At 40.0% G+C, this 22,465-nt stretch carries 21 protein-coding genes and 1 other annotated feature; all 21 genes read left to right on the forward strand.

Features of this window, described 5'->3' with window-relative positions; all coding sequences use genetic code 11:
* Positions 1 to 493: 493 nt before the first annotated feature.
* Complete coding sequence (citZ, locus tag RCG24_RS00725; protein WP_202652699.1) at positions 494 to 1,612, forward strand: citrate synthase; 1,119 nt, start codon at positions 494 to 496, stop codon at positions 1,610 to 1,612.
* Between the two features lie 140 nt (positions 1,613 to 1,752).
* Positions 1,753 to 3,021 carry an NADP-dependent isocitrate dehydrogenase gene (gene icd, locus RCG24_RS00730; RefSeq protein ID WP_202652161.1) on the forward strand — a complete coding sequence of 423 codons (1,269 nt, stop codon included), beginning with the start codon at positions 1,753 to 1,755 and terminating at the stop codon, positions 3,019 to 3,021.
* An 85-nt stretch (positions 3,022 to 3,106) separates the two neighbouring features.
* The gene (gene mdh / locus RCG24_RS00735) at positions 3,107 to 4,045 is read left to right on the forward strand and encodes a malate dehydrogenase (RefSeq protein ID WP_202652162.1); all 939 of its coding nucleotides are present in this window, start codon (positions 3,107 to 3,109) and stop codon (positions 4,043 to 4,045) included.
* Positions 4,046 to 4,135: 90 nt separating this feature from the next.
* On the forward strand, positions 4,136 to 4,612 hold the full coding sequence (locus RCG24_RS00740) for a MaoC/PaaZ C-terminal domain-containing protein (protein WP_308079081.1): 477 nt from the start codon (positions 4,136 to 4,138) through the stop codon (positions 4,610 to 4,612).
* A 173-nt stretch (positions 4,613 to 4,785) separates the two neighbouring features.
* Positions 4,786 to 5,502, forward strand: coding sequence for a response regulator transcription factor (locus tag RCG24_RS00745; RefSeq protein ID WP_308078053.1), 717 nt, complete (start codon positions 4,786 to 4,788; stop codon positions 5,500 to 5,502).
* Positions 5,499 to 7,256: a two-component system histidine kinase PnpS gene (gene pnpS / locus RCG24_RS00750; protein ID WP_308078054.1), complete on the forward strand. Its 1,758-nt coding sequence runs from the start codon at positions 5,499 to 5,501 to the stop codon at positions 7,254 to 7,256. Before RCG24_RS00745 ends, pnpS begins: the two co-directional genes overlap by 4 nt.
* Positions 7,257 to 7,281: 25 nt before the next feature.
* Positions 7,282 to 9,918, forward strand: coding sequence for a DNA polymerase I (gene polA / locus RCG24_RS00755; RefSeq protein ID WP_308078055.1), 2,637 nt, complete (start codon positions 7,282 to 7,284; stop codon positions 9,916 to 9,918).
* A 15-nt stretch (positions 9,919 to 9,933) separates the two neighbouring features.
* On the forward strand, positions 9,934 to 10,776 hold the full coding sequence (gene mutM, locus RCG24_RS00760) for a DNA-formamidopyrimidine glycosylase (RefSeq protein ID WP_308078056.1): 843 nt from the start codon (positions 9,934 to 9,936) through the stop codon (positions 10,774 to 10,776).
* A gap of 83 nt (positions 10,777 to 10,859) precedes the next feature.
* On the forward strand, positions 10,860 to 11,495 hold the full coding sequence (gene ytaF / locus RCG24_RS00765; RefSeq protein WP_308078057.1) for a sporulation membrane protein YtaF: 636 nt from the start codon (positions 10,860 to 10,862) through the stop codon (positions 11,493 to 11,495).
* Positions 11,496 to 11,516: 21 nt separating this feature from the next.
* Positions 11,517 to 12,122, forward strand: coding sequence for a dephospho-CoA kinase (coaE, locus tag RCG24_RS00770; RefSeq protein ID WP_202652173.1), 606 nt, complete (start codon positions 11,517 to 11,519; stop codon positions 12,120 to 12,122).
* 178 nt (positions 12,123 to 12,300) lie between these two features.
* Positions 12,301 to 13,332 (forward strand): glyceraldehyde-3-phosphate dehydrogenase, encoded by a 1,032-nt coding sequence (locus tag RCG24_RS00775; RefSeq protein WP_202652175.1) that lies wholly within the window; start codon positions 12,301 to 12,303, stop codon positions 13,330 to 13,332.
* A gap of 117 nt (positions 13,333 to 13,449) precedes the next feature.
* Positions 13,450 to 13,839: a hypothetical protein gene (locus RCG24_RS00780; protein ID WP_202652177.1), complete on the forward strand. Its 390-nt coding sequence runs from the start codon at positions 13,450 to 13,452 to the stop codon at positions 13,837 to 13,839.
* A 112-nt stretch (positions 13,840 to 13,951) separates the two neighbouring features.
* Positions 13,952 to 14,413, forward strand: coding sequence for a transcriptional regulator NrdR (gene nrdR / locus RCG24_RS00785; RefSeq protein WP_202652179.1), 462 nt, complete (start codon positions 13,952 to 13,954; stop codon positions 14,411 to 14,413).
* A 66-nt stretch (positions 14,414 to 14,479) separates the two neighbouring features.
* Positions 14,480 to 15,868, forward strand: coding sequence for a replication initiation and membrane attachment family protein (locus tag RCG24_RS00790; protein WP_202652180.1), 1,389 nt, complete (start codon positions 14,480 to 14,482; stop codon positions 15,866 to 15,868).
* Between the two features lie 13 nt (positions 15,869 to 15,881).
* Positions 15,882 to 16,811: a primosomal protein DnaI gene (dnaI, locus tag RCG24_RS00795; RefSeq protein WP_308078059.1), complete on the forward strand. Its 930-nt coding sequence runs from the start codon at positions 15,882 to 15,884 to the stop codon at positions 16,809 to 16,811.
* A gap of 139 nt (positions 16,812 to 16,950) precedes the next feature.
* Positions 16,951 to 17,829: a putative sporulation protein YtxC gene (gene ytxC, locus RCG24_RS00800; protein ID WP_308078060.1), complete on the forward strand. Its 879-nt coding sequence runs from the start codon at positions 16,951 to 16,953 to the stop codon at positions 17,827 to 17,829.
* A gap of 422 nt (positions 17,830 to 18,251) precedes the next feature.
* Entirely contained in the window at positions 18,252 to 20,186 is a 1,935-nt protein-coding gene (gene thrS / locus RCG24_RS00805) for a threonine--tRNA ligase (RefSeq protein WP_308078061.1), read from the forward strand.
* A 164-nt stretch (positions 20,187 to 20,350) separates the two neighbouring features.
* Positions 20,351 to 20,486, forward strand: a sequence feature (ribosomal protein L20 leader region).
* A gap of 142 nt (positions 20,487 to 20,628) precedes the next feature.
* Positions 20,629 to 21,132, forward strand: a complete 504-nt coding sequence (gene infC, locus RCG24_RS00810) for a translation initiation factor IF-3 (RefSeq protein ID WP_202652703.1) — start codon at positions 20,629 to 20,631, stop codon at positions 21,130 to 21,132.
* Positions 21,133 to 21,149: 17 nt separating this feature from the next.
* On the forward strand, positions 21,150 to 21,350 hold the full coding sequence (gene rpmI, locus RCG24_RS00815) for a 50S ribosomal protein L35 (RefSeq protein WP_202652189.1): 201 nt from the start codon (positions 21,150 to 21,152) through the stop codon (positions 21,348 to 21,350).
* Positions 21,351 to 21,384: 34 nt separating this feature from the next.
* The gene (rplT, locus tag RCG24_RS00820; protein WP_308078062.1) at positions 21,385 to 21,744 is read left to right on the forward strand and encodes a 50S ribosomal protein L20; all 360 of its coding nucleotides are present in this window, start codon (positions 21,385 to 21,387) and stop codon (positions 21,742 to 21,744) included.
* Positions 21,745 to 21,935: 191 nt separating this feature from the next.
* Positions 21,936 to 22,373: a dUTP diphosphatase gene (gene dut / locus RCG24_RS00825; RefSeq protein WP_308078063.1), complete on the forward strand. Its 438-nt coding sequence runs from the start codon at positions 21,936 to 21,938 to the stop codon at positions 22,371 to 22,373.
* Positions 22,374 to 22,465: the final 92 nt, after the last annotated feature.

Here is a 22,465-nt window from a genome sequence, read left to right on the forward strand (position 1 = left end):
TTTTGATATATAAGTTATACGGACAATTAGGAGCAAAAGTTTCAGGATACAAGTTTTTGCGACCATCAATTCATTAACGTTAACACTTTTTTGATTATTATGGTAAAATAATATAAATAAAAGATATTTTGCAATCAAATTAAAAAATACCGAAGGAGTTTGATTGTTTTTAAAATAATATTTTTTGTATTTTGAGTTCCTTTTCATTCACAAAAGTCTGATTATTGTTTATAATAAACTTGTAAGCGTATCCTTTTTACATAAACTATATTTTTATAGTGGATACTTGTAAAATAATTAATTATTGTGAATGAAAGGCGCTTTCCGTTTTAATCCCGAACAATCGCTCAGTCAACGGATGTTCTAGTAAAAGGGATTCATTAGTTGACATGAAACGCCATTTCTTTCCAATAAGAGCTTTTATAGCTCCGAGTAAAGACCAATTTTAAAAACATGGGTAATGGGGAAATTAGAAAGTGAAGGAGAGATTATGATGACAGTAACACGCGGTCTTGAAGGGGTAGTCGCAACAACTTCCTCCATCAGCTCAATTATTGATGACACGCTGACATATGTTGGCTACAACATTGATGATTTAGCTGTAAATGCTAGTTTTGAAGAAGTAATATATCTTTTGTGGCATTTGAAATTGCCTAATTCCGAACAATTGGCAAAATTAAAAGAACAGCTCGCGGAAAACGCAGCCCTTCCACAAGGAGTTATTGAGCATTTTAACATGTACCCAATTCATGATGTACATCCAATGGCAGCGCTTCGTTCAGCTGTTTCTTTGCTAGGTTTATATGATGAAGAAGCAGATATCATGGATCCGGAAGCAAATTATCGCAAAGCCATTAGATTACAGGCTAAAATGCCTTCAATCGTTGCCGCTTTCGCTCGGGTTAGAAAGGGCCTCGAACCAATTACTCCAAGAAAAGACCTGGATTTTGCTGCTAATTTTCTGTATATGTTAACCGGAAAAGAGCCGGAACCCATTGCAGTTGAAGCAATGAATAAGGCCCTTGTCCTTCATGCAGACCATGAACTGAATGCTTCAACATTTACCGCACGTGTTTGTGTAGCAACACTATCTGATGTTTATTCCGGAATTACAGCAGCCATTGGGGCTTTAAAGGGACCTCTTCATGGCGGAGCTAACGAAGCGGTTATGAAAATGCTGACGGAAATCGGTACACTTGAAAACGTTGAACCGTATATTCGTGGGAAACTTGCCAACAAAGAAAAAATTATGGGGTTTGGTCATCGGGTATACCGCAAAGGGGATCCTCGTGCCAAACATTTAAGAGAAATGTCGAAGAAATTGACGGAACTTACTGGACAGCCTGAGCTGTATGAAATGTCCGTTAATATTGAAAAGATTGTTACTGGTGAAAAGAAATTACCGCCTAATGTAGACTTTTATTCTGCCTCTGTATATCATAGTTTAGGAATTGATCATGATTTAATGACACCGATCTTTGCTGTAAGCCGTGTATCCGGATGGCTGGCTCATATTTTAGAGCAGTATGATAACAACCGTTTAATCCGTCCGCGTGCAGAATACACTGGCCCTGGTATGCAAAAATATATTCCGATTGAACAAAGAGGATAATATTTTACTTTTCTATCAAAAATTGATTCAATAGAATATGGATAAAGAAAGGTTAGGGGATGAGTCTTCTAACCTTTGATTCAGTCCATTTCTTTTACTTTTATTTTTATTGTTCTATACATACAGGAGGGTGACGTAACATGCAAGGAGAAAAAATCACGGTTAAAAATGGAGTATTAAACGTACCAAACAACCCGATTATCCCGTTTATTGAGGGGGACGGGACTGGTCCGGATATTTGGGCTGCTTCTTATCGGGTTTTAGATGCAGCAGTAGAAAAAGCCTACAGGGGTGAACGGAAGCTGGTTTGGAAAGAAGTTTTAGCAGGTGAGAAGGCCTTTAATCAAACGGGGGAATGGCTTCCGCAAGAAACTCTTGACGTGATTAAAGAATATTTGATTGCCATCAAAGGTCCATTAACCACGCCTGTCGGGGGAGGAATTCGTTCATTAAACGTTGCTTTGCGTCAAGAATTGGATTTATTTGTCTGCTTGCGGCCTGTAAGATGGTTTGAAGGTGTTCCTTCACCGGTTAAGCGTCCTCAGGATACGGATATGGTTATTTTCCGGGAAAATACTGAAGATATTTATGCCGGTATCGAATACGAAAAAGGTACTGATGCCGTTAAAAAGTTAATAGACTTTTTACAAAACGAAATGGGCGTAACGAAAATCAGATTTCCGGAAACATCCGGTATCGGTATTAAGCCAGTTTCCGAGGAAGGCACAAAGCGCCTGGTTCGTGCCGCCCTTAATTATGCGATTAAGGAAGGACGTAAATCGCTAACACTTGTTCATAAAGGAAACATTATGAAATTCACCGAGGGTGCCTTCAAAAACTGGGGCTATGAGCTTGCGGAAAAAGAATTTGGCGATAAGGTATTTACTTGGGCTCAGTATGACCGAATTAAAGCCGAACAAGGTACGGATGCCGCAAATAAAGCCCAAGCTGAAGCTGAAGCTGCCGGCAAGATCATTGTAAAAGATGCCATTGCAGATATTTTCTTACAACAAATTTTAACACGGCCGCGCGAATTTGATGTCGTCGCTACAATGAACTTAAACGGTGACTATATTTCTGATGCTCTTGCAGCACAAGTAGGCGGGATCGGTATTGCTCCTGGAGCTAATATTAACTATGAAACTGGCCATGCCATTTTTGAAGCTACTCATGGTACTGCTCCAAAATATGCCGGCTTGGATAAGGTGAATCCTTCATCTGTTATTCTTTCCGGTGTACTGATGCTGGAACACTTAGGCTGGAATGAAGCAGCCAATATGATTGTAAAATCCATGGAAAAAACGATTGCTTCCAAAGTGGTTACCTACGACTTTGCCCGCTTAATGGACGGTGCAACAGAAGTGAAAACTTCTGAGTTTGGTGATGAATTAATTAAAAACATGGAATAATCATTCCAGTTTATTAAAGAATTTGGGCTGTTTCACAACAGCCCAAATTCCACTTATATAATAATTAAAAAGGGAGTTGATCATCATGTCATTAAAACGGAAGAAGATCTCTGTTATTGGCGGAGGATTTACAGGTGCAACGACGGCATTTTTACTTGCGCAAAAAGAACTTGGAGATGTTGTCTTAGTTGATATTCCGCAGATGGAAAATCCAACCAAGGGCAAGGCTTTGGATATGCTGGAAGCAAGTCCGGTTCAAGGATTTGATGCCAATATTATTGGTACATCCAATTATGAGGATACGAGAGACTCTGACATTGTTGTCATTACCGCTGGTATTGCCCGTAAACCAGGGATGAGCCGTGATGATTTAGTTCAAACAAACCAAAAGATTATGAAAGCTGTAACCTCTGAAATCGTAAAATATTCTCCAAACTGCACCATTATTGTGTTAACAAACCCTGTTGATGCCATGACTTACACCGTCTATAAAGAATCAGGATTCCCTAAAAACCGAGTCATCGGTCAATCGGGTGTTCTTGATACTGCTCGTTTCCGCACCTTTGTAGCTCAAGAATTAAATTTGTCAGTTAAAGATATTACCGGCTTTGTTCTCGGTGGACATGGCGATGACATGGTGCCGCTTGTCCGCTACTCGTATGCCGGTGGAATTCCTTTAGAAACATTAATTCCGAAGGATCGTTTAGAGAAAATCGTTGAGCGGACAAGAAAAGGCGGCGGCGAAATTGTGAACCTGCTGGGTAATGGAAGCGCCTACTATGCTCCGGCAGCATCTTTAGTTGAAATGTGCGAAGCTATTCTGAAAGACCAGCGCCGCATCCTTCCATCTATCGCTTATCTTGAAGGCGAATATGGTTATCAAGGTATTTATCTTGGGGTGCCTACCATCCTTGGTGCTAACGGTATTGAAAAGGTCATTGAGCTTGAATTGACAGCTGCAGAAAAAGCGGCATTAGACAAATCTGTTGAATCTGTGCGTCATGTTATGAATGTTTTAGTGTAAATGTCTCAGTGAAAATCGGGTAAAGGGAGAGCCTTTTTCCCGATTTTTTCAGCAAATAGTGAAATCGTTTTCAAAGGGGTGCTAAATAATTTGTTGCTTGGGAAAAAAAGAAAGTTAGGAAGAAGGATTGAAGAAATTTCAATAGGGGAGAAATTATCTATTACGGAAAAAGTTGAAGATAAGGATCTTTTGCTCTATCTAGGATTAACTGATGATGCTAATCCTCTTTATATTCAACATGATTATGCCTCGCAAACTCCATTTGAAAAACCAATGGTCCCCACTATTATGCTAACAGGCATGATTACCTCAGCCGTATCAAAATATTTGCCTGGTCCGGGAAGTCATATTATAAAGCAAGAAATAGAGTTTAAGAAACCTGTATATCATTATGAGAAGGTGGAACTCTTATTTGAAGTAATCGAAGTGAATTCAGCTAAACATTTTATTTCACTAAAAATTAACGGATTAAATGAACAAGGGGATACGGTCATTAAGGGAACATTAAAAGTCTGCCCGCCTTACCGGCTGATGGATATTCACTCCGAGGCATTGGAGAACTTTTAAATTTAGACTGTAAAGGAATGTGGACACATTCCTTTTTTTTGTCTAGCTCCAGCGCCTAACGCCTAGCAAACTTCAGGTCTCCTCCCTACGATAAGTAGTAGGCTCGAAGTCAAGTAATCTTTTCTAATTTATAATATAATGGAACAAATGATACATAAATAGCGGGGGGTATTATGAAAACGAAGGTACTAGTTGTCGATGATGAGCAATCAATCGTTACTTTACTGCAATATAATTTGGAACAAGCCGGTTTTGACGTCATAACAGCGATGGATGGTGCAGACGGAAAACGCTTAGCAGAACTGGAATCGCCGGATATTATCGTTTTGGATTTAATGCTGCCGAAATTAGATGGAATGGAGGTATGTAAACAGCTAAGACAGGAAAGGATTATGACTCCGATTCTGATGTTAACAGCAAAAGACGATGAACTGGATAAAATATTAGGCTTAGAGCTGGGCGCTGATGATTATATGGTGAAACCATTTAGTCCGCGGGAGGTCATAGCGAGGGTAAAGGCCATTTTGCGAAGGACTCAAGCACAAGTAGAGACGCCTGGGGACAGAACCGCTGAAGAATTACGAATTGAGATTGGCAGTCTAAAAATTTTACCGGAAAAATATGAAGCTTATTTTCAATCTGAACTGCTTGAATTAACCTTAAAGGAATTTGAATTGCTTCATTATCTTGCACAAAACAAAAACCGTGTCCTGACCCGCGAACAATTGCTCAGCGCTGTTTGGAATTATGACTTTGCTGGTGATACTAGAATTGTCGACGTTCATATTTCTCACTTAAGAGAAAAAATTGAGAAGGATACAAGAAAGCCGGTGTATATTAAAACAGTCCGCGGGCTTGGTTATAAACTCGAGGAGCCAAAGGGAGAATGAACAAGTTTCGGACAAGGCTGCTTATTGCTCTGATTACTTTAATTATTTCAGTATTAGTCGGCTTGGGAATATTGCTTGGACAATTGTTTAAAAGCTATTATTTGCAATCCTTCAATGAGCGGTTAAAAATTGAGAAAAATCTTCTGGGCACCTATATTGAGGAACATGGAGGGGTATCCTCATTTAAACAACAAGATGTCTTAAAAATAAGTGATATGTTAAATGTCAGGGCAACCATTACCGATCAACACGGAAACATTTTGTATGACAGTGGTGAATTCAATGATCTTAGTTCCACTGGCCTGAAAAAAATTATTGATGATGTTGTTAAGAAAAAAATAGTAAAAGAGGCTCGCTTAGAAGAAGGGGACGGCTATGACCTCCACTACTATTGGAAGGCACTTACAAAAGACGGTCAAAAGGAAGGTTATATCTTTTTAAGTACCAAAACGGATGAATTGAACCAGGCATATGGTCAAATTTGGTGGATTCTTTCGATTAGTTTAGGTATTGCCCTGATTATGATCCTCTATTTAGCGATACGAATTACCTCCCGATATACAAAACCGATAGAAGAGGCCACCACTGTCGCAATCGAATTAGCCAAAGGGAATTATCGGGCCAGAACATCAAACAGTAAAATGGCTGAAACCGGGATGTTAGAGACAGCGATTAATCAACTTGCCAATAATTTACAAAAGATGGTAAAGACACAAGAAATGCAGCAAGACCGGCTTACGGCATTAATTGAAAATATCGGCGCAGGATTAATTCTGATTGACAGCCGCGGGATGATCAATTTAATTAATAAAGGCTATATTGAGATTTTTCAAGTGAATCCGAATGAGTATTTGAACCAATTGTATTATGAAGTCATTGAGCAAAAGGAGATATGTCAATTAGTTGCCGAAGTATTTCGCACGGAACAAAAGGTCAGAAATCAATTATTAATCCCTCTGCAAATTGAAAGAAGGTATTTTGATGTTTATGGGGTGCCAATCATCGGGTCAAACCATGTTTGGAAAGGCGTCCTGCTTGTTTTTCACGATATCACGGAAATGAAAAAACTCGAGCAAATGCGGAAGGATTTTGTTGCTAATGTTTCTCATGAGATAAAAACCCCTGTTACCTCGATAAAAGGATTTGCCGAAACCTTAATGGATGGGGCAATGAATAATAAAGAAACGCTGGAGGCCTTTCTTTCCATCATTTTAAAAGAAAGCGATCGCCTGCAGTCGCTAATTCAGGATTTATTGGAACTTTCAAAAATTGAACAACAGGGATTTCAATTGAATTTGCAGCAGGTGGATTTAAATGACTTGCTTCACGAAGTCGTAACGCTTTTAATTGGAAAGGCACAGGCAAAAAATATCCATCTGGAATTAACCACTAACGGCATACCCGTACGGATCAAAGGGGATCTGGATCGGTTAAAACAAGTATTTATCAATATCGTTAGTAACGCGATCAACTATACTCCTGCGGATGGTTATGTAACAGTCTCTGTGAGGGATCTTGGAGATCTGGCCCAAGTTCTTGTAAAAGACTCGGGGGTGGGAATCGAGAAGGAAGAGATACCGCGGATTTTTGAGCGTTTTTACCGAGTGGACCGGGCCCGAAGCCGTGATTCTGGGGGGACTGGACTTGGACTGGCGATTGTTAAACATTTAATCGAGGCACACCATGGCAATATTCATGTCAGAAGTGAGGTTGGAAAGGGAAGCGAATTTATTATTGAACTCAAAAAACAATGACAATGGGTCTTGGAAGGTGAAACAAATGAATAAGAAAAAGCTGGTGCTGATTGATGGGAATAGCATTGCCTATCGCGCCTTTTTTGCATTACCCTTACTGAATAATGATAAAGGTATTCACACAAATGCTGTCTATGGTTTTACGATGATGCTGATGAAAATTTTGGAAGAGGAAAAGCCAACACATATGCTGGTAGCCTTTGATGCGGGAAAAACAACTTTCCGCCATAAAACCTTTGAGGAATATAAGGGCGGAAGACAAAAAACGCCGCCGGAGTTATCAGAACAATTTCCCTTTATTCGTGAACTTCTTGATGCCTATGGTATTTCCAGATATGAGCTGGAAAATTACGAGGCAGATGACATTATTGGCACCCTGTCTCTAATGGCGGAAGCAGATGGTTTTGAAGTAAAAGTCATTTCCGGAGATAAGGACTTAACTCAGCTGTCCTCAAAGGCAACCACCGTTGGCATAACCAGAAAAGGAATCACTGATATTGAGGAATACACCCCGGAGCATATTAACGAGAAATATGGGTTAACCCCTGAACAAATTATCGATATGAAGGGGCTGATGGGGGATGCCTCTGATAATATCCCGGGTGTACCCGGCGTCGGGGAAAAGACAGCGATTAAACTGTTGAAAGAATTTTCAACAGTTGAGAATTTACTGCAGTCGCTTGACAAAGTTAGCGGCAATAAACTTAAGGAAAAACTGGCGGAGTTCACTGATCAGGCACTAATGAGCAAACAACTGGCTACTATTGAACGTAAGGCACCGATAGAAGTGAACTTGGGAGACATTACCTTTGAAGGATTTCAACGTGAAAAAGTCGTGAATTTGTTTAAGGAATTGGGATTTTCCTCGTTATTGGACAAGCTGGGGGAAGCTGCTCCTGAAACGGAAACAAATCGACTTGAGGAAATTGCCTTTACCAGCCCGTCCGTGATAACCGAAGACTTATTTACCAAGGAAAATTATTTTTATGTTGAAATGCTCGATGATAATTATCATCATGCTGATATACTTGGCTTTTCGGTTGTCAATAAAAAGGGAGCCTTTTTCTTTTCGCCAGAACTTGCCTTAAGATCAGATGTATTTAAAAACTGGGCAGAGGATGAACAGAGTAAAAAAATCGTCTATGATGCAAAGCGTTCAGAAGTCTCCCTAAGGAGATATGGAATCCATTTAAAAGGTACTGATTTTGATATTGTGATTGCTACCTATCTTCTTAACCCATCTGATTCACAGGAGGATCTTGCGGCGATTGCGAAAAAATATCAGCTTTATAATATCCAATCAGATGAATCCTTTTATGGAAAAGGAGCAAAGCAAAAAGTTCCTGAGGAAACTGTGCTTGCCGAACACCTTGTCCGAAAAGCGATAACGATGTCTGAATTAAAAGCAAAGCTCGAAGCCGAATTAAAGAAGAATGAACAATATGAATTATTTACTGAACTGGAGATGCCGCTATCCCTGATATTAGCAGATATGGAGTCAACCGGCATTAAAGTGGAGCGAAAACGTCTGGAAGCGATGGGGCGAGAGCTTAATGAACGGCTGATTGAAATCGAAGAAAAGATATGCGAATTAGCTGGTGAAAAATTTAATATTAATTCCCCAAAGCAATTGGGTGTTATTTTATTTGAAAAATTAAATCTTCCATCATTTAAGAAAACAAAAACGGGTTATTCCACATCTGCTGATGTCCTGGAAAAACTGGCTCCGCATCATGAAATTGTCGAGCATATTCTTCTCTATCGACAATTAGGGAAACTGCAATCGACTTATATTGAGGGATTGCTAAAAGTAATCGATCCAAAGACGGAAAAGGTTCATACCCGATTTCAACAAACGCTGACAGCAACAGGAAGATTAAGTTCAATTGATCCCAATCTCCAGAATATCCCGATTCGCCTTGAGGAAGGCAGGAAAATTCGTCAGGCCTTCGTTCCTTCAGAGGAAGGCTGGGTTATTTTTTCCGCCGACTATTCGCAAATTGAGCTGCGTGTTCTTGCCCACATTGCCGGCGATAAAAAACTGATCCAGGCATTTAAAGATGGTATGGATATTCATACAAAAACGGCGATGGAGGTCTTTCATGTCGATAAGGATGAAGTGACATCCAACATGAGGCGGCAGGCGAAGGCTGTTAACTTTGGAATCGTCTATGGCATCAGTGATTATGGGCTATCGCAAAATTTAGGGATCAGCAGAAAAGAAGCTGGACAATTTATTGAGCGCTATTTAAACAGCTATCCGGGCGTAAAGGAATATATGGAAGACATTATTCATTCGGCAAAGCAAAAGGGGTATGTAACGACGTTACTGCAAAGGCGAAGGTACTTGCCAGATATCACCAGTCGAAATTTTAACATAAGAAGCTTTGCGGAAAGAACGGCGATGAATACCCCCATTCAAGGAAGCGCTGCTGATATCATTAAAAAGGCAATGATTGATATGGATGAAGCGTTAAAGGATAAGGGTTTGAAAACACGGTTACTCCTGCAGGTACATGACGAATTGATTTTTGAAGCTCCGGAGGAAGAAATCGAGATTCTAAAAGAATTAGTTCCACTAGTAATGGAAAATGCGATTGAATTAGATGTACCGTTAAAAGTTGATTACGCCTATGGACCAACATGGTTTGATGCTAAGTAAGGGGGATATTTGTTCATGCCGGAACTTCCAGAGGTTGAAACAGTTCGAAAAACACTAAAAAAACTAGTTCTTGATAAAACGATTGAAAATATCCAGGTTTTTTGGGCGAAAATGATCAAAAATCCGCCGGAAGTAGAACAATTTATCGACGCCCTCAAAGGTGAGACGATCGTTGAGATCAGCAGGAGAGGAAAGTTTTTACTTTTTTATACAAAAACCTATGTGCTTGTGTCACATTTAAGGATGGAAGGGAGATATGGCCTGTTTTCCAAAGATGAGCCATATGATAAGCACACACATGTGATTTTTCATTTTACCGATGGTACCGATTTAAGATACCGCGATGTCCGGAAATTCGGCACGATGCATTTATTTCTCAAGGGTGAAGAATTTGCCAGGCCGCCGCTTGCCGGACTTGGTCCGGAACCTTTTTCAGACGAATTTACTGTCGGTTATTTGCAGGCAAAATTAAAACAGACTCATCGGAAAATTAAACCTGCTTTACTGGATCAAAACCTGCTTGTCGGTCTCGGGAATATTTATGTGGACGAATCGCTTTTCCGTGCCGGTATCCATCCGGAAAGATTGGCAAGTTCTCTAACGAAAAAAGAAGTCGCCTTTTTGCATCGTGAAATTGTTGCAACCTTAGCGGAAGCCGTTGAGAAGGGGGGAAGCACGATCCGCTCATATGTGAACTCCCAAGGTGAAATCGGGATGTTTCAGCTTCAATTATTGGTCTACGGACGGAACGGGGAAGAATGTAAAAAATGCGGCCGTCCCCTTGTAAAAACAACTGTCGGCGGCAGGGGCACACATTATTGTCCACACTGCCAAAAGCTTAAGAAGAGAAGGAATTAAGAAGAGAGAATAATTAAAACACAAATTATAGGCTCCTGCCATATACTATCGTAGTGATTTTGGAGGAAGGAGTCCTTGACAACATGGGTCCATTATTCTCACTTTTTATTTTAGCCTTTGCTCTAAGTCTTGATAGTTTTAGCGTCGGCTTAACCTACGGATTAAGAAAAATGATCATGCCGCTAAAGTCAATTATGATTATCGCAATCTGTTCGGGGCTAACGTTGTTAATTGCGATATCGATTGGACATGGGCTTGAAAAGGTACTATCACCCAAAATAACTACCAGCTTGGGCGGTTTCATTTTAATTGTCCTGGGAGCGTGGGTGTTATATCAATTTTTTCGTCCCGATAAAGAGAAGGAAATCCTCAAGCAAGAAAAAACCATTGTAAATTTTGAAATCCGCTCCCTTGGATTGGCCATTAACATTCTAAAAAAGCCGATGTCTGCTGATTTTGATCAATCCGGGACAATTACCGGCATTGAAGCCTTAATGCTGGGGTTTGCCTTATCGCTTGATTCCTTTGGCGCCGGCATTGGAGCTGCAATGTTGGGCTTTTCACCAATTTATTTAGCCGGTTTGGTAACTGTGATGAGTTTCTTATTTTTACTTTTAGGTATCAAAAGCGGTACTGTTTTGCATCGCTTTCACTGGGTTCAACGGTTTACCTTTTTGCCGGGAATCTTACTAATTATTATTGGTATTTGGAAAATCTGATCGATTAGAAAGGAAAAGAGTATGTCATTAGTTGTCGGTTTAACAGGCGGAATTGCCAGTGGAAAAAGCACCGTATCTAATATGTTGAAAGAAATGAATATAACCGTTATTGATGCAGATGTTGAATCACGTCTTGCCGTACAAAAAGGTGAGCCAGCCTACAGGAAGATCATAGCCGAATTTGGCCGGGAGATTTTACTTGAAAATGGTGAAATCGACCGAGCTGCACTTGGTTCAATTATCTTCCATCAAGAGGAGAAAAGACTGCTCTTGAACCAGATTGTTCATCCGGAAGTCAGAAGAAGAATGAACGAGAAAGTCAAACAGGCAAAGCTTCATCATGAGGAAATAATCGTTCTTGATATCCCGTTATTATTCGAAAGTAACTTAACTTATATGGCAGATAAAACACTCCTTGTATATGTAGACGAGGAGATCCAATTAAAAAGGTTAATGGAGCGAAACCATTTATCCGCGGCGGAGGCGGAGGCAAGGATTCAGTCACAAATGCCCCTCTCCGCTAAGTTAACTCTCGCTGATGCCGTCATAAACAATAATGGTACGCTCAGAGAAACGAAAAGGCAACTGATGAAAATCCTTGCCGACTGGGGCATTCACAAGGAGTAAATGTTGACTGAAAAAGGGACCAATATGGTTCCTTTTTATTTGGTTAAGAGTATTTTTTTAAAAATAAAACTTTATAAAAAATGAGCTATTTATTTATCACAGTTAAGGTTAAATGTGTTATACTAATAACATCAGACAAAGATATAAAGTATAACATTAATACGGAAGGGGCCGTACGATGGGGACTAGAATTGCAATTAACGGATTTGGGAGAATTGGAAGGATGGTTTTTAGACAAGCAATCCTTGAAAATAAATTGGATGTTGTCGCTGTTAACGCCAGCTATCCTGCAGAAACATTAGCTCATTTAATAAAATATGATACAAGTCATGGTACCTTTCAGGGAGATGTCCTTGCTTTAGATGATGAAATGATTGTAAATGGCAAACGTGTCAAGCTATTAAGCAATCGCAATCCGGAACAGCTCCCTTGGAAAGAGCTGGGGATTGACATCGTCATTGAGGCGACTGGGAAATTTAATTCCCGGGAAAAAGCAGCGCTGCATTTGGCGGCGGGAGCAAAGAAGGTCATTTTAACTGCACCAGGTAAAAATGAGGATGTTACTATCGTTATGGGTGTAAATGAGGAAATGCTTAATGTGGAAGAACATGATGTGATTTCAAATGCTTCTTGTACAACCAACTGCCTTGCTCCAGTCGCCAAGGTATTGGATGAGAAGTTCGGAATCGAAAGCGGGTTAATGACGACTGTTCATGCATACACAAATGACCAAAAAAATATTGATAATCCACATAAAGATTTGCGAAGAGCCCGTGCATGTGCACAATCCATAATACCGACCACAACAGGTGCGGCCAAAGCATTATCCCTTGTACTGCCACAATTAAAAGGAAAATTGCATGGAATGGCGCTCCGCGTGCCGACACCAAATGTCTCGCTTGTTGATCTGGTCGTTGATCTTAAAACAGATGTGACCATTGAGGAGGTAAATAATGCCTTTATTGAGGCGGCCCATGGTCCATTACAAGGAATTTTGGATTTTACGATGGAACCGCTAGTGTCAATTGATTTTAATACAAATGATCATTCCGCCACAATCGATGGGTTATCAACAATGGTACTGGGGACAAGAAAAGTGAAGGTACTGGCTTGGTATGATAATGAATGGGGCTATTCTGCCCGAGTTGTTGATTTGAGTCTGTATGTCGCAGCGGAAATGGCGAAACGCTCCCAAGTGAAGGTAAGTTAACCAATTTATCCTGAATGAATGACTAGACAAAAGGTGTACAGCTGTGCACCTTTTTTATATTTTTTCGGGTAATGTTTTATAATAATACATAAGGATATTAAGAAGGGGGTCACTTGCATGGCTTTTTTGGTCAGTTTATTTACCCGTTATAAGAGAGAAATTGAGACATCTGATAAACAGCCGGATGAGAGCTTAAAAACACATTATTATAAAGCAGCTTATCAACAAGTATTTGCTTCTGTTGAAAAGGTATTTAGAGATGATGCTGATTGCCGGATCACCACTGTTTCACAGGAACGCGGCGAAATCGCTGTTGAAATCAGTAAGCCTTTTAACTGTTTCCTGGTGGCGACAATTGTTTCTGTCAAGCCGTTGGAAACGGCTGTCGACTTTACCATTTCTTCAGAAAAGTTTTCGTTATTAGGTATTTATCCTGATTTAAAAAAGCGAATCAACTCCTATTTTAATAAAATTAATCAAGTACATACGAATATTTCTCTGAAATGAAATTAATCCATACTTCTACTTGTCGTTTTGACAACTTTTTTATAAGATAAGATTAGGAAAATTATCGGATTTTGTTAGGGATTATTGTGTCAGAGTTGGAGTTGATTCTATAATGAAATGCCCTTCATGTCAGCACTATGGTACACGTGTACTGGATTCTCGACCGGTCGATGAAGGACGAGCAACAAGAAGAAGACGGGAATGTGAAGAATGCGGCTATCGGTTTACGACTTTTGAAAAAATTGAAGAGATTCCCTTAATCGTCGTAAAGAAAGAAGGAACAAGGGAAGAATTTAGCCGAGATAAAATCTTAAGAGGCTTAATCAAAGCCTGTGAAAAACGGCCTGTTGCTTTAAAAGAGCTGGAAGACATTACCCATGGTGTTGAAAAAGAGCTTCGAAATAAGGGGATTTCGGAAATAAAAAGCGAGGTAATTGGTGAAATGGTCATGGACAGATTAGCCAAGGTTGATGAGGTCGCGTATGTCCGCTTTGCATCTGTTTATCGCCAATTTAAAGATATCAATGTTTTTATTGATGAGTTAAAAGAATTGATAAAAAAAGAAAAATCATAGGGAGCTAAAGGGTTCTTTGGCTCCTTTTTTCAATCTAGGAAAAAATAAAGGGAAAGGTGAAATCGTATGGCGCAGCATTGGCAGGAAATTCTCCCGATTGATCGTTATGTTGTAACGGCAAGCGGGTTACTCCATGAGTATGATCGCAAAGTGCTTACATTTTTATACCAGCCCTTAATTGGCTCAACCTGTTTTAGCTTATACATGACTCTTTGGGGAGAGCTCGAGGAAAATAGACTGTGGTCTGAAACCTCTACACATCATTTGTTAATGAACCTTTTGGATATGAATTTAAAGGAGATTTATGAAGCACGGCTAAAGCTTGAAGGGATTGGATTACTTAAGGCTTATGTTAAAACGGATGAAGGGGAACGATCCTTTATTTACGAATTGTCGCCACCCTTAAATCCTCAGGCATTTTTTATGGACGGTATGTTAAATATTTTCCTATATCAAAAAATCGGCAAAAAACATTTTTTGCGGCTGAAACGATTTTTTTCCGTCCCGCTAATTCCTAAGGATAAGGAGTATCAGGACGTAACACGATCTTTTCATGATGTCTTTGCATCTGCAACCCCTGAGAGTCTTCAATACATGCAGGATATTTCCGGCGATCTTGAGTCAGAAGCTAATAAGCAATTTATTGGTCGGCATGAACAAAAGGGGATTCAAATCGATCCTAATACTTTTGATTTTAGCCTATTAATGGCAGGATTAAATGAATCACTTGTACCTAAAAAAGCCATAACATCAAAGGTAAAAGAAGTTATTAGCATTTTAGCGTTTTTATACAATATAGATCCAATTGAAATGAAAAAGTTTATTTTAGGTGCTCTTGATGAAACAGATGAAATTAACATCGAAGAACTAAGAAAAGGTGTACGGGATTGGTATCAATTTGTTAATTACGATCAACTTCCTAGTCTAATTAGTCGTACACAGCCAGTTGCCTATCATGTTCAATTAACAGAACCGAAGACACCGGAGGAAAAATTAATTCGTTCTTATGAAACAACCTCCCCTTTAACTGTTTTTAAAGAGCTTTCTGGTGGAGTAGAGCCAGCAACTTCGGATTTAAAAACATTAGAAGAAGTAATGATTAAATATAAGCTTCCACCAGGTGTGGTAAATGTCTTGATCGATTATGTAATGAGAAAAACAGACATGAAATTTACAAAGGGATTAGTTGAATCCATTGCCAGCCATTGGGCGAGAAAACAAATAAAAACGGTTAAAGAAGCAATGGAAGTAGCTAAAAGTGAAAATTGGTCAAACGAAGGGAAAACCAGCGGTAGAAACACAAGAAAAAAACCAATTCGAACGGAAATCCTGCCAGACTGGTTTGATGAGCAGGAGCAATCAAAACAGCCGAATAAAAAACAACAGGCCAGAAATGCTGATTTAGCGGCTAAAAAACGGGAAATTGAAGAGATGTTGAAGGCATTTGACGACTAGGGGGTGATCTGCCATGGAAAAAATTAATCAAACACTAAAACGCTTAGCTTCACATGAAAATTTTCAAAAGCGCTATGAAAAAATGCGTCAGGAAATCCTCGTTCATCCCGATATCAAGGCATTTATCAGAGAAAACCAGAGTAAAATCAGTCCGGAAATAATTGAAAAAAGCTTAAACAAACTTTATGAATATATCAACCAAAGCAAAGAATGTAATAAATGTGAAAGTCTTGAAGGTTGTATCAATATGATGAAAGGGTACCACCCGGAATTGGTGCTGACAAGAAATTCGATTGATGTTCGTTATGACCGCTGTCCACGGAAGATTCTGGATGATGAAAAGCGAAAAAATGAACGGCTTATTAAAAGTTTATACGTTCCGAAAGATATTCTGACAGCCACGTTCGAAGATTTTGAACATGATGCCGAGAGGATTGATGCTGCCCAAAAGGCTGCTGCCTTTCTCTTGAATTATGAGCATGGAAAAACAACAAAAGGATTATATTTTTATGGCAAATTTGGTGTTGGAAAATCCTATTTATTAGGAGCGATTGCTAATAAATTAGCAAAAAAACAAATTTCTTCGATGATTGTTTACGTTCCGGAATTGTTTCGTGAAATGAAAAGTGCGATTGCCGATGCTACCTTAAACGATAAAATTGAGGCGTTAAAGAAGGAACCGATTCTGATGCTTGACGATATTGGTGCTGAGTCCGTTTCAAGCTGGACGAGAGATGAGGTGCTTGGACCCATACTTCAATTTAGAATGCTTGAAAGTCTGCCAACCTTTTTTACTTCCAATTTTGATCTCGAAGGCTTAGAGCATCATTTAGCCCATAGCCAGCGTGGTGAAGAAGAAAAAGTGAAGGCTCGAAGAATCCTGGAGCGGATTCGTGCTGTTAGTGAACCGGTTCTTGTTGGCGGCCCGAACCGGCGAGGTTAAAATAATTTATATGTTTTAATGAGGACTGTCCGAAATTGGGCAGTCCTTTTTAAATGTTCGTGTTTTCGAAGGTATTCTAATTTTAGCAAGTCCCCCATATATATTACAAACAGAGATTTTGGTAAAAGGGGGGATTTGGTTGGTAGAAATCATCTTCCAAAGCAAGTCGGATGCGATTAAATTTTATAATCATTTGCAGAAATGGTTAAAGCATGATCCAGTTTATGAAAATGTTCTTCTACATGAAGACCGACATATAGTAAAAATTTCAAAAGATTCTCTTACCAATGAGATTCTCGAGGCGATTAAAGCTGCTTTCTATGAATTTATTACAACGGTCAAGCGTGATGATTGGCTGAAAGACATACTGAAAAATCAATATTATTTTGAAGATATTGAAGAACAGCAGCAAATCCTCGACATTCTTTATTCCGTACTTGATGGCGGGCGGGAAGACCTGGCCGTCTTTTTGAAAGAAACTAATTTTGAGAAAATGATTAAAGATGCTATTGATCATGTGATTGCTGACAATGTCAAGTTTTCATTTGATTCATTTTTAAAATTTCGGCTCCGCTCTTATTTGCAACTATTGCAGAACTATATCGAGATTTCTATTGACGAATATAAAATGGAGCAGGAATATCAAATGTTTGTCCAAATGCTGCGGGATTTTTTGGCGGATCGTGAACCGATAATGGCGCTTTTGCATTTATTATTCGATGATGATATTACTTTTTTCGATGAGCAGTTTGTGGAGATAAAACGAGGCGAATTAGCTAAAATGATTGATCGGAAGCTTTTGGTGAACCATCCAGTTTATATTGATTCCGCCTCGATTGCACCGCTTCTATCCCTGGCACCGACAAAAATTTTTCTGTATACAAAAAATGCCGAGGCTCCATTAGTCCGAACAATCAAAAATATCTTTGAAGAAAGAGTAATCATTAAGCCATTTCAGGCGCTGCGGGAAATCAAAAGCAAAAAGATCGAGGATCATTCCTCGCAACAGTATGGCTAATTGTGGCATTAATTTGTTATTTTGGGCTCGAACAACTTGATTTTTAAAAATGAAGTCATTATAATAACGTACATAGCAGAAAAGTGATATCGCTCTGTGCTGGATATGAAAGAAATACATTTAAAAGTAATGATGAGGATAACAGTATTTTTTTACGGTTTATAGAGAGGGAGGCCGCGGCTGAAAGTCTCCTAACACGAAAGAAATACTTACCACCTTTAAACTTCAACAGTAAACACTTCAACGATTGAAGTCAGTAATTGTTGACGGTTCAGCCGTTACCTGACCAGAAGTCAATTTTGTTCGGGCAATGCCCGGTGAAATTGAGAAATTTGGGTGGAACCACGTGTTAATGATAACTCGTCCCTATTGCTAGGGGCGGGTTTTTTATTTTTCGAAAAAATAAAAAGGAGGAAGAAAAAATGTCAGATGTTGTCAAAATTACGTTCCCTGATGGCGCAGTAAAGGAGTTTCCTAAGGGAACAACAACAGAAGATATTGCCGCTTCGATTAGCCCTGGTCTAAAGAAAAAAGCGATTGCCGGCAAATGGAATGGCAAAATGTATGATCTACGCCGTCCAATCTTGGAAGACGGAGCAATAGATATTGTAACGCAGGACAGACCGGAGGCGCTTGAAGTACTGCGTCATAGTACAGCCCATTTAATGGCCCAAGCGGTGAAAAGATTATATCCAAATACGAAGTTTGGTGTAGGTCCTGTCATTGAAAATGGGTTCTATTATGATATGGATTTGGAGCAGTCGCTTACACCGGAAGATCTTCCGAAAATTGAAAAGGAAATGGCCAAAATCGTGGGTGAAAACCTTGAAGTTGTCCGTAAAGAAGTGAGCCGTGCGGAAGCCGTCCAGCTTTTTAAAGAAGTGGGCGATGAGTACAAATTGGAACTCATTGAGGCGATTCCGGATGATGAAACGGTCACGATCTATCAACAGGGGGAATTCTTTGACTTATGCCGCGGCGTTCATGTGCCATCCACTGGGAAAATTAAAGTCTTCAAGTTATTAAGCATTGCCGGTGCCTATTGGCGCGGGGACAGTGACAATAAAATGCTGCAGCGTGTATACGGGACAGCGTTTTTCAAAAAGGAAGACCTGGAAGAACATCTCCGGTTGCTTGAAGAAGCAAAAGAGCGCGATCACCGTAAGCTGGGTAAAGAGCTAGACTTGTTTACAACTTCGCAAAAAGTAGGACAAGGGCTTCCGCTTTGGCTGCCAAAAGGGGCGACAATCCGCCGCATCGTCGAGCGCTATATTGTCGATAAAGAAATCAGCCTCGGCTATGACCACGTGTACACTCCAATCATGGCCAATGTTGAACTTTATAAAACTTCCGGCCACTTGGACCATTACCATGAGGATATGTTCCCGGTTATGGAAATGGACAATGAGCAACTAGTTTTACGTCCGATGAATTGTCCACATCATATGATGGTCTATAAAAATGCGATTCACAGCTATCGCGAGCTGCCAATTCGGATCGCTGAGCTTGGAACGATGCACCGCTACGAAATGTCTGGTGCCTTGTCAGGACTGCAGCGTGTGCGCGGCATGACGTTAAACGATGCTCATATCTTTGTCCGCCCGGATCAAATCAAGGAAGAGTTCCAACGGGTCGTCCAGTTGATTTTAGAGGTTTACAAGGATTTTGACATCACCGATTATTCTTTCCGTCTATCCTATCGCGACCCGCAGGATAAGGAAAAATATTTCGATGATGATGCGATGTGGGAAAAAGCTCAAAGCATGCTGAAGGAAGCGATGGATGACCTGGGCCTCGATTATTTCGAAGCGGAAGGAGAAGCAGCTTTCTATGGTCCTAAGCTAGATGTTCAAGTAAGAACAGCATTAGGGAAAGACGAAACACTATCCACCGTTCAATTGGATTTCTTATTGCCGGAACGCTTTGACTTAACTTATGTCGGTGAAGACGGCAAGCAGCATCGTCCGGTTGTCATCCACCGCGGGGTTGTCTCGACAATGGAACGTTTTGTTGCTTACTTGATTGAGGAATACAAAGGAGCATTTCCGACATGGCTTGCACCAGTGCAAGTTCAAGTCATTCCGGTTTCACCGGAGATTCATTATGACTATGCGAGAAAAGTTCAGGAACAGCTAAAAGCAGAAGGCTTCCGTGTGGAATTAGACGGCCGTGAAGAAAAAATCGGCTATAAGATTCGGGAGGCACAAATGCAAAAAATCCCATATATGCTTGTTGTCGGTGATAAGGAAGTAGCTGAACATGCCGTCAATGTTCGTAAATATGGCGAACAAAACTCCGAAACACAAAGCTTTGCCGACTTTTTAGCAGCGCTCAAAGCTGAGGTTAAAAAAGCATAATTTGGCAACGGGAGGATCTCAGCCTCCCGCTGTTATTTAAAAAACCAGTTGAATAATTTATTGTTTCCTGTTAAAATAATTTTCGTTGTCGTAAATGAAGTTCATTTGACATAATGCCTTTGTATATGATATAGTAACTAAGGTATAAAACTGAATACGATATTTTGGGAAAGAAGAAGCACCCGCTTCTCACCTGATTGACGCTATATTGGCAGTTAGCAGGTTTTAGTTGAACTCTTTTTAGTAATTTTACTATGTTCGTAAAGTGTGGGTGGTTTTCATCCGCACTTTTTTATTTGAGTATTGTCATGGATAGTAAATCCTGTTGATTCAATAGGGTGTCAGTAATCAGGTATGAAGTGTTAGCCTTGTTTGATTTTCTTGACCCGAACGAAAAGTATTCGTGATTAAACCTTGGAGGTGGCTAATTATTAGCAAAGACATGTTGTTAAATGAGGGAATTCGCGCTCGTGAAGTTCGTCTAATTGATCAAAACGGTGAGCAATTAGGGATTAAGTCTAAAAACGAAGCGTTAGAGATTGCCGGACGAGTGAATCTTGATTTAGTGCTTGTTGCACCGAACGCAAAGCCTCCGGTAGCCCGGATTATGGACTACGGCAAATTTAAATTTGAGCAGCAAAAGAAAGAAAAAGAAGCTCGTAAAAATCAAAAGATCATTACGACTAAAGAAGTGCGTTTAAGTCCAACAATTGATGAGCATGACTTTAATACAAAGCTTCGCAATGCTATTAAATTTTTGGAAAAAGGCGATAAGGTAAAAGCTTCGATCCGCTTTAAAGGTCGGGCAATTACTCACAAAGAAATCGGTCAAAAAGTATTGGATCGATTTGCTGATGCTTGCAAGGAAGTAGCTTCGATTGAAGCCCACCCAAAAATGGATGGCCGGAGCATGTTCTTGGTTTTAGCACCGAAAAATGATAAGTAATAAGGAGGATATCCCAAATGCCAAAAATGAAAACACACCGCGGCGCTGCAAAGCGTTTTAAAAAGACTGGTTCAGGTAAATTAAAACGTGATCACGCTTATACGAGCCACTTATTTGCCAATAAATCTACAAAAGCAAAACGTAAACTTCGTAAACCAGCGATTGTTTCAAATGGTGATTACAAACGCATTCGTTCTTTATTATCTAACATGAAGTAATTCGAAAGTTTCGATTATATAGGAGGGAAATTCAATGCCACGTGTAAAAGGCGGTACAGTTACTCGCAGACGTCGTAAAAAAGTTCTTAAATTAGCTAAAGGTTATTTCGGTTCAAAACATACATTATACAAAGTTGCTAACCAACAGGTTATGAAATCATTAAGCTACGCTTATCGTGACCGTCGTCAGAAAAAGCGCGATTTCCGCAAACTGTGGATTACTCGTATCAATGCAGCAGCACGTATGAACGGTCTTTCTTACAGCCGTTTAATGCACGGATTAAAGCTTGCCGGCATCGAAGTAAACCGCAAAATGCTTGCTGACTTGGCTATTAGTGATGCCAATGCATTTAATCAATTAGCGGAAGCTGCGAAAGCACAATTGAACAAATAAAGCGGAAGCGCCTTGTCCAGGGGCGACAAGCACAAGACGAGCTGGCGAGAAGGCTGCTTTTTAGCCTTCTTGACGGATTAGCTTGTGACCTTGAGCCCCTAGGCGCTGGAGCTAGAATAAACAAATAATTTTTCAGATACAGCCATTCTCTGTGATGAGGATGGCTTTTTCTATAAAGGAGTGCTTTAACCATGAATTATAATGTCAAGGTAAAATTAATCCATAAGGATGCGATGTTACCCTTCCAAGCAAATCCGGGGGATGCAGGATTAGATTTATTTGCTGTAGAGGAAAAACTGATTAAGCCCGGAGAAGCGGAATTAATTCGTACAGGGATTATATTAGAGCTACCGGAAGGAACGGAAGCGCAGGTGAGGCCGAGAAGCGGCTTAGCATTAAAACATTCCGTCACCGTCTTAAATAGTCCCGGTACGATTGACGAGGGTTACAGAGGGGAAGTAAAAGTCATCCTCATCAATCATGGAAAAGAAGAATTTAAAGTCGAAAAACAAATGCGAATCGCCCAAATGGTGATTGCCCCGGTTGCCAAAGTTGATATCACTCAAGTCGAAGAGATAGCTGATTCCGAGAGAGGTGCAGGAGGCTTTGGATCCTCCGGGATAAAGTAAAATGAAAGAGATTATCCCATAGGTAAAGATAGTTGAAGGATTTTTGAATATGTTTAAGATTTGTTTCCACAGCCGGCTCATGTTGAATTTAT

It is taken from the genome of Neobacillus sp. OS1-32, from assembly GCF_030915425.1.
In the GTDB taxonomy this organism is placed as follows: Bacteria; Bacillota; Bacilli; order Bacillales; family Cytobacillaceae; genus Neobacillus; species Neobacillus paridis.

Excerpts from the sequence above, each read along its gene's own strand:
- icd (WP_202652161.1), top strand. The coding sequence starts at position 1,753 with ATGCAAGGAGAAAAAATCACGGTTAAAAATGGAGTATTAAACGTACCA.
- thrS (WP_308078061.1), top strand. The coding sequence starts at position 18,252 with ATGTCAGATGTTGTCAAAATTACGTTCCCTGATGGCGCAGTAAAGGAG.
- pnpS (WP_308078054.1), top strand. The coding sequence starts at position 5,499 with ATGAACAAGTTTCGGACAAGGCTGCTTATTGCTCTGATTACTTTAATT.
- dnaI (WP_308078059.1), top strand. The coding sequence starts at position 15,882 with ATGGAAAAAATTAATCAAACACTAAAACGCTTAGCTTCACATGAAAAT.
- dut (WP_308078063.1), top strand. The coding sequence starts at position 21,936 with ATGAATTATAATGTCAAGGTAAAATTAATCCATAAGGATGCGATGTTA.
- RCG24_RS00790 (WP_202652180.1), top strand. The coding sequence starts at position 14,480 with ATGGCGCAGCATTGGCAGGAAATTCTCCCGATTGATCGTTATGTTGTA.
- RCG24_RS00775 (WP_202652175.1), top strand. The coding sequence starts at position 12,301 with ATGGGGACTAGAATTGCAATTAACGGATTTGGGAGAATTGGAAGGATG.
- nrdR (WP_202652179.1), top strand. The coding sequence starts at position 13,952 with ATGAAATGCCCTTCATGTCAGCACTATGGTACACGTGTACTGGATTCT.
- mutM (WP_308078056.1), top strand. The coding sequence starts at position 9,934 with ATGCCGGAACTTCCAGAGGTTGAAACAGTTCGAAAAACACTAAAAAAA.
- mdh (WP_202652162.1), top strand. The coding sequence starts at position 3,107 with ATGTCATTAAAACGGAAGAAGATCTCTGTTATTGGCGGAGGATTTACA.
- RCG24_RS00780 (WP_202652177.1), top strand. The coding sequence starts at position 13,450 with ATGGCTTTTTTGGTCAGTTTATTTACCCGTTATAAGAGAGAAATTGAG.
- rplT (WP_308078062.1), top strand. The coding sequence starts at position 21,385 with ATGCCACGTGTAAAAGGCGGTACAGTTACTCGCAGACGTCGTAAAAAA.
- ytaF (WP_308078057.1), top strand. The coding sequence starts at position 10,860 with ATGGGTCCATTATTCTCACTTTTTATTTTAGCCTTTGCTCTAAGTCTT.
- coaE (WP_202652173.1), top strand. The coding sequence starts at position 11,517 with ATGTCATTAGTTGTCGGTTTAACAGGCGGAATTGCCAGTGGAAAAAGC.
- polA (WP_308078055.1), top strand. The coding sequence starts at position 7,282 with ATGAATAAGAAAAAGCTGGTGCTGATTGATGGGAATAGCATTGCCTAT.
- RCG24_RS00745 (WP_308078053.1), top strand. The coding sequence starts at position 4,786 with ATGAAAACGAAGGTACTAGTTGTCGATGATGAGCAATCAATCGTTACT.
- rpmI (WP_202652189.1), top strand. The coding sequence starts at position 21,150 with ATGCCAAAAATGAAAACACACCGCGGCGCTGCAAAGCGTTTTAAAAAG.
- citZ (WP_202652699.1), top strand. The coding sequence starts at position 494 with ATGACAGTAACACGCGGTCTTGAAGGGGTAGTCGCAACAACTTCCTCC.
- infC (WP_202652703.1), top strand. The coding sequence starts at position 20,629 with ATGTTGTTAAATGAGGGAATTCGCGCTCGTGAAGTTCGTCTAATTGAT.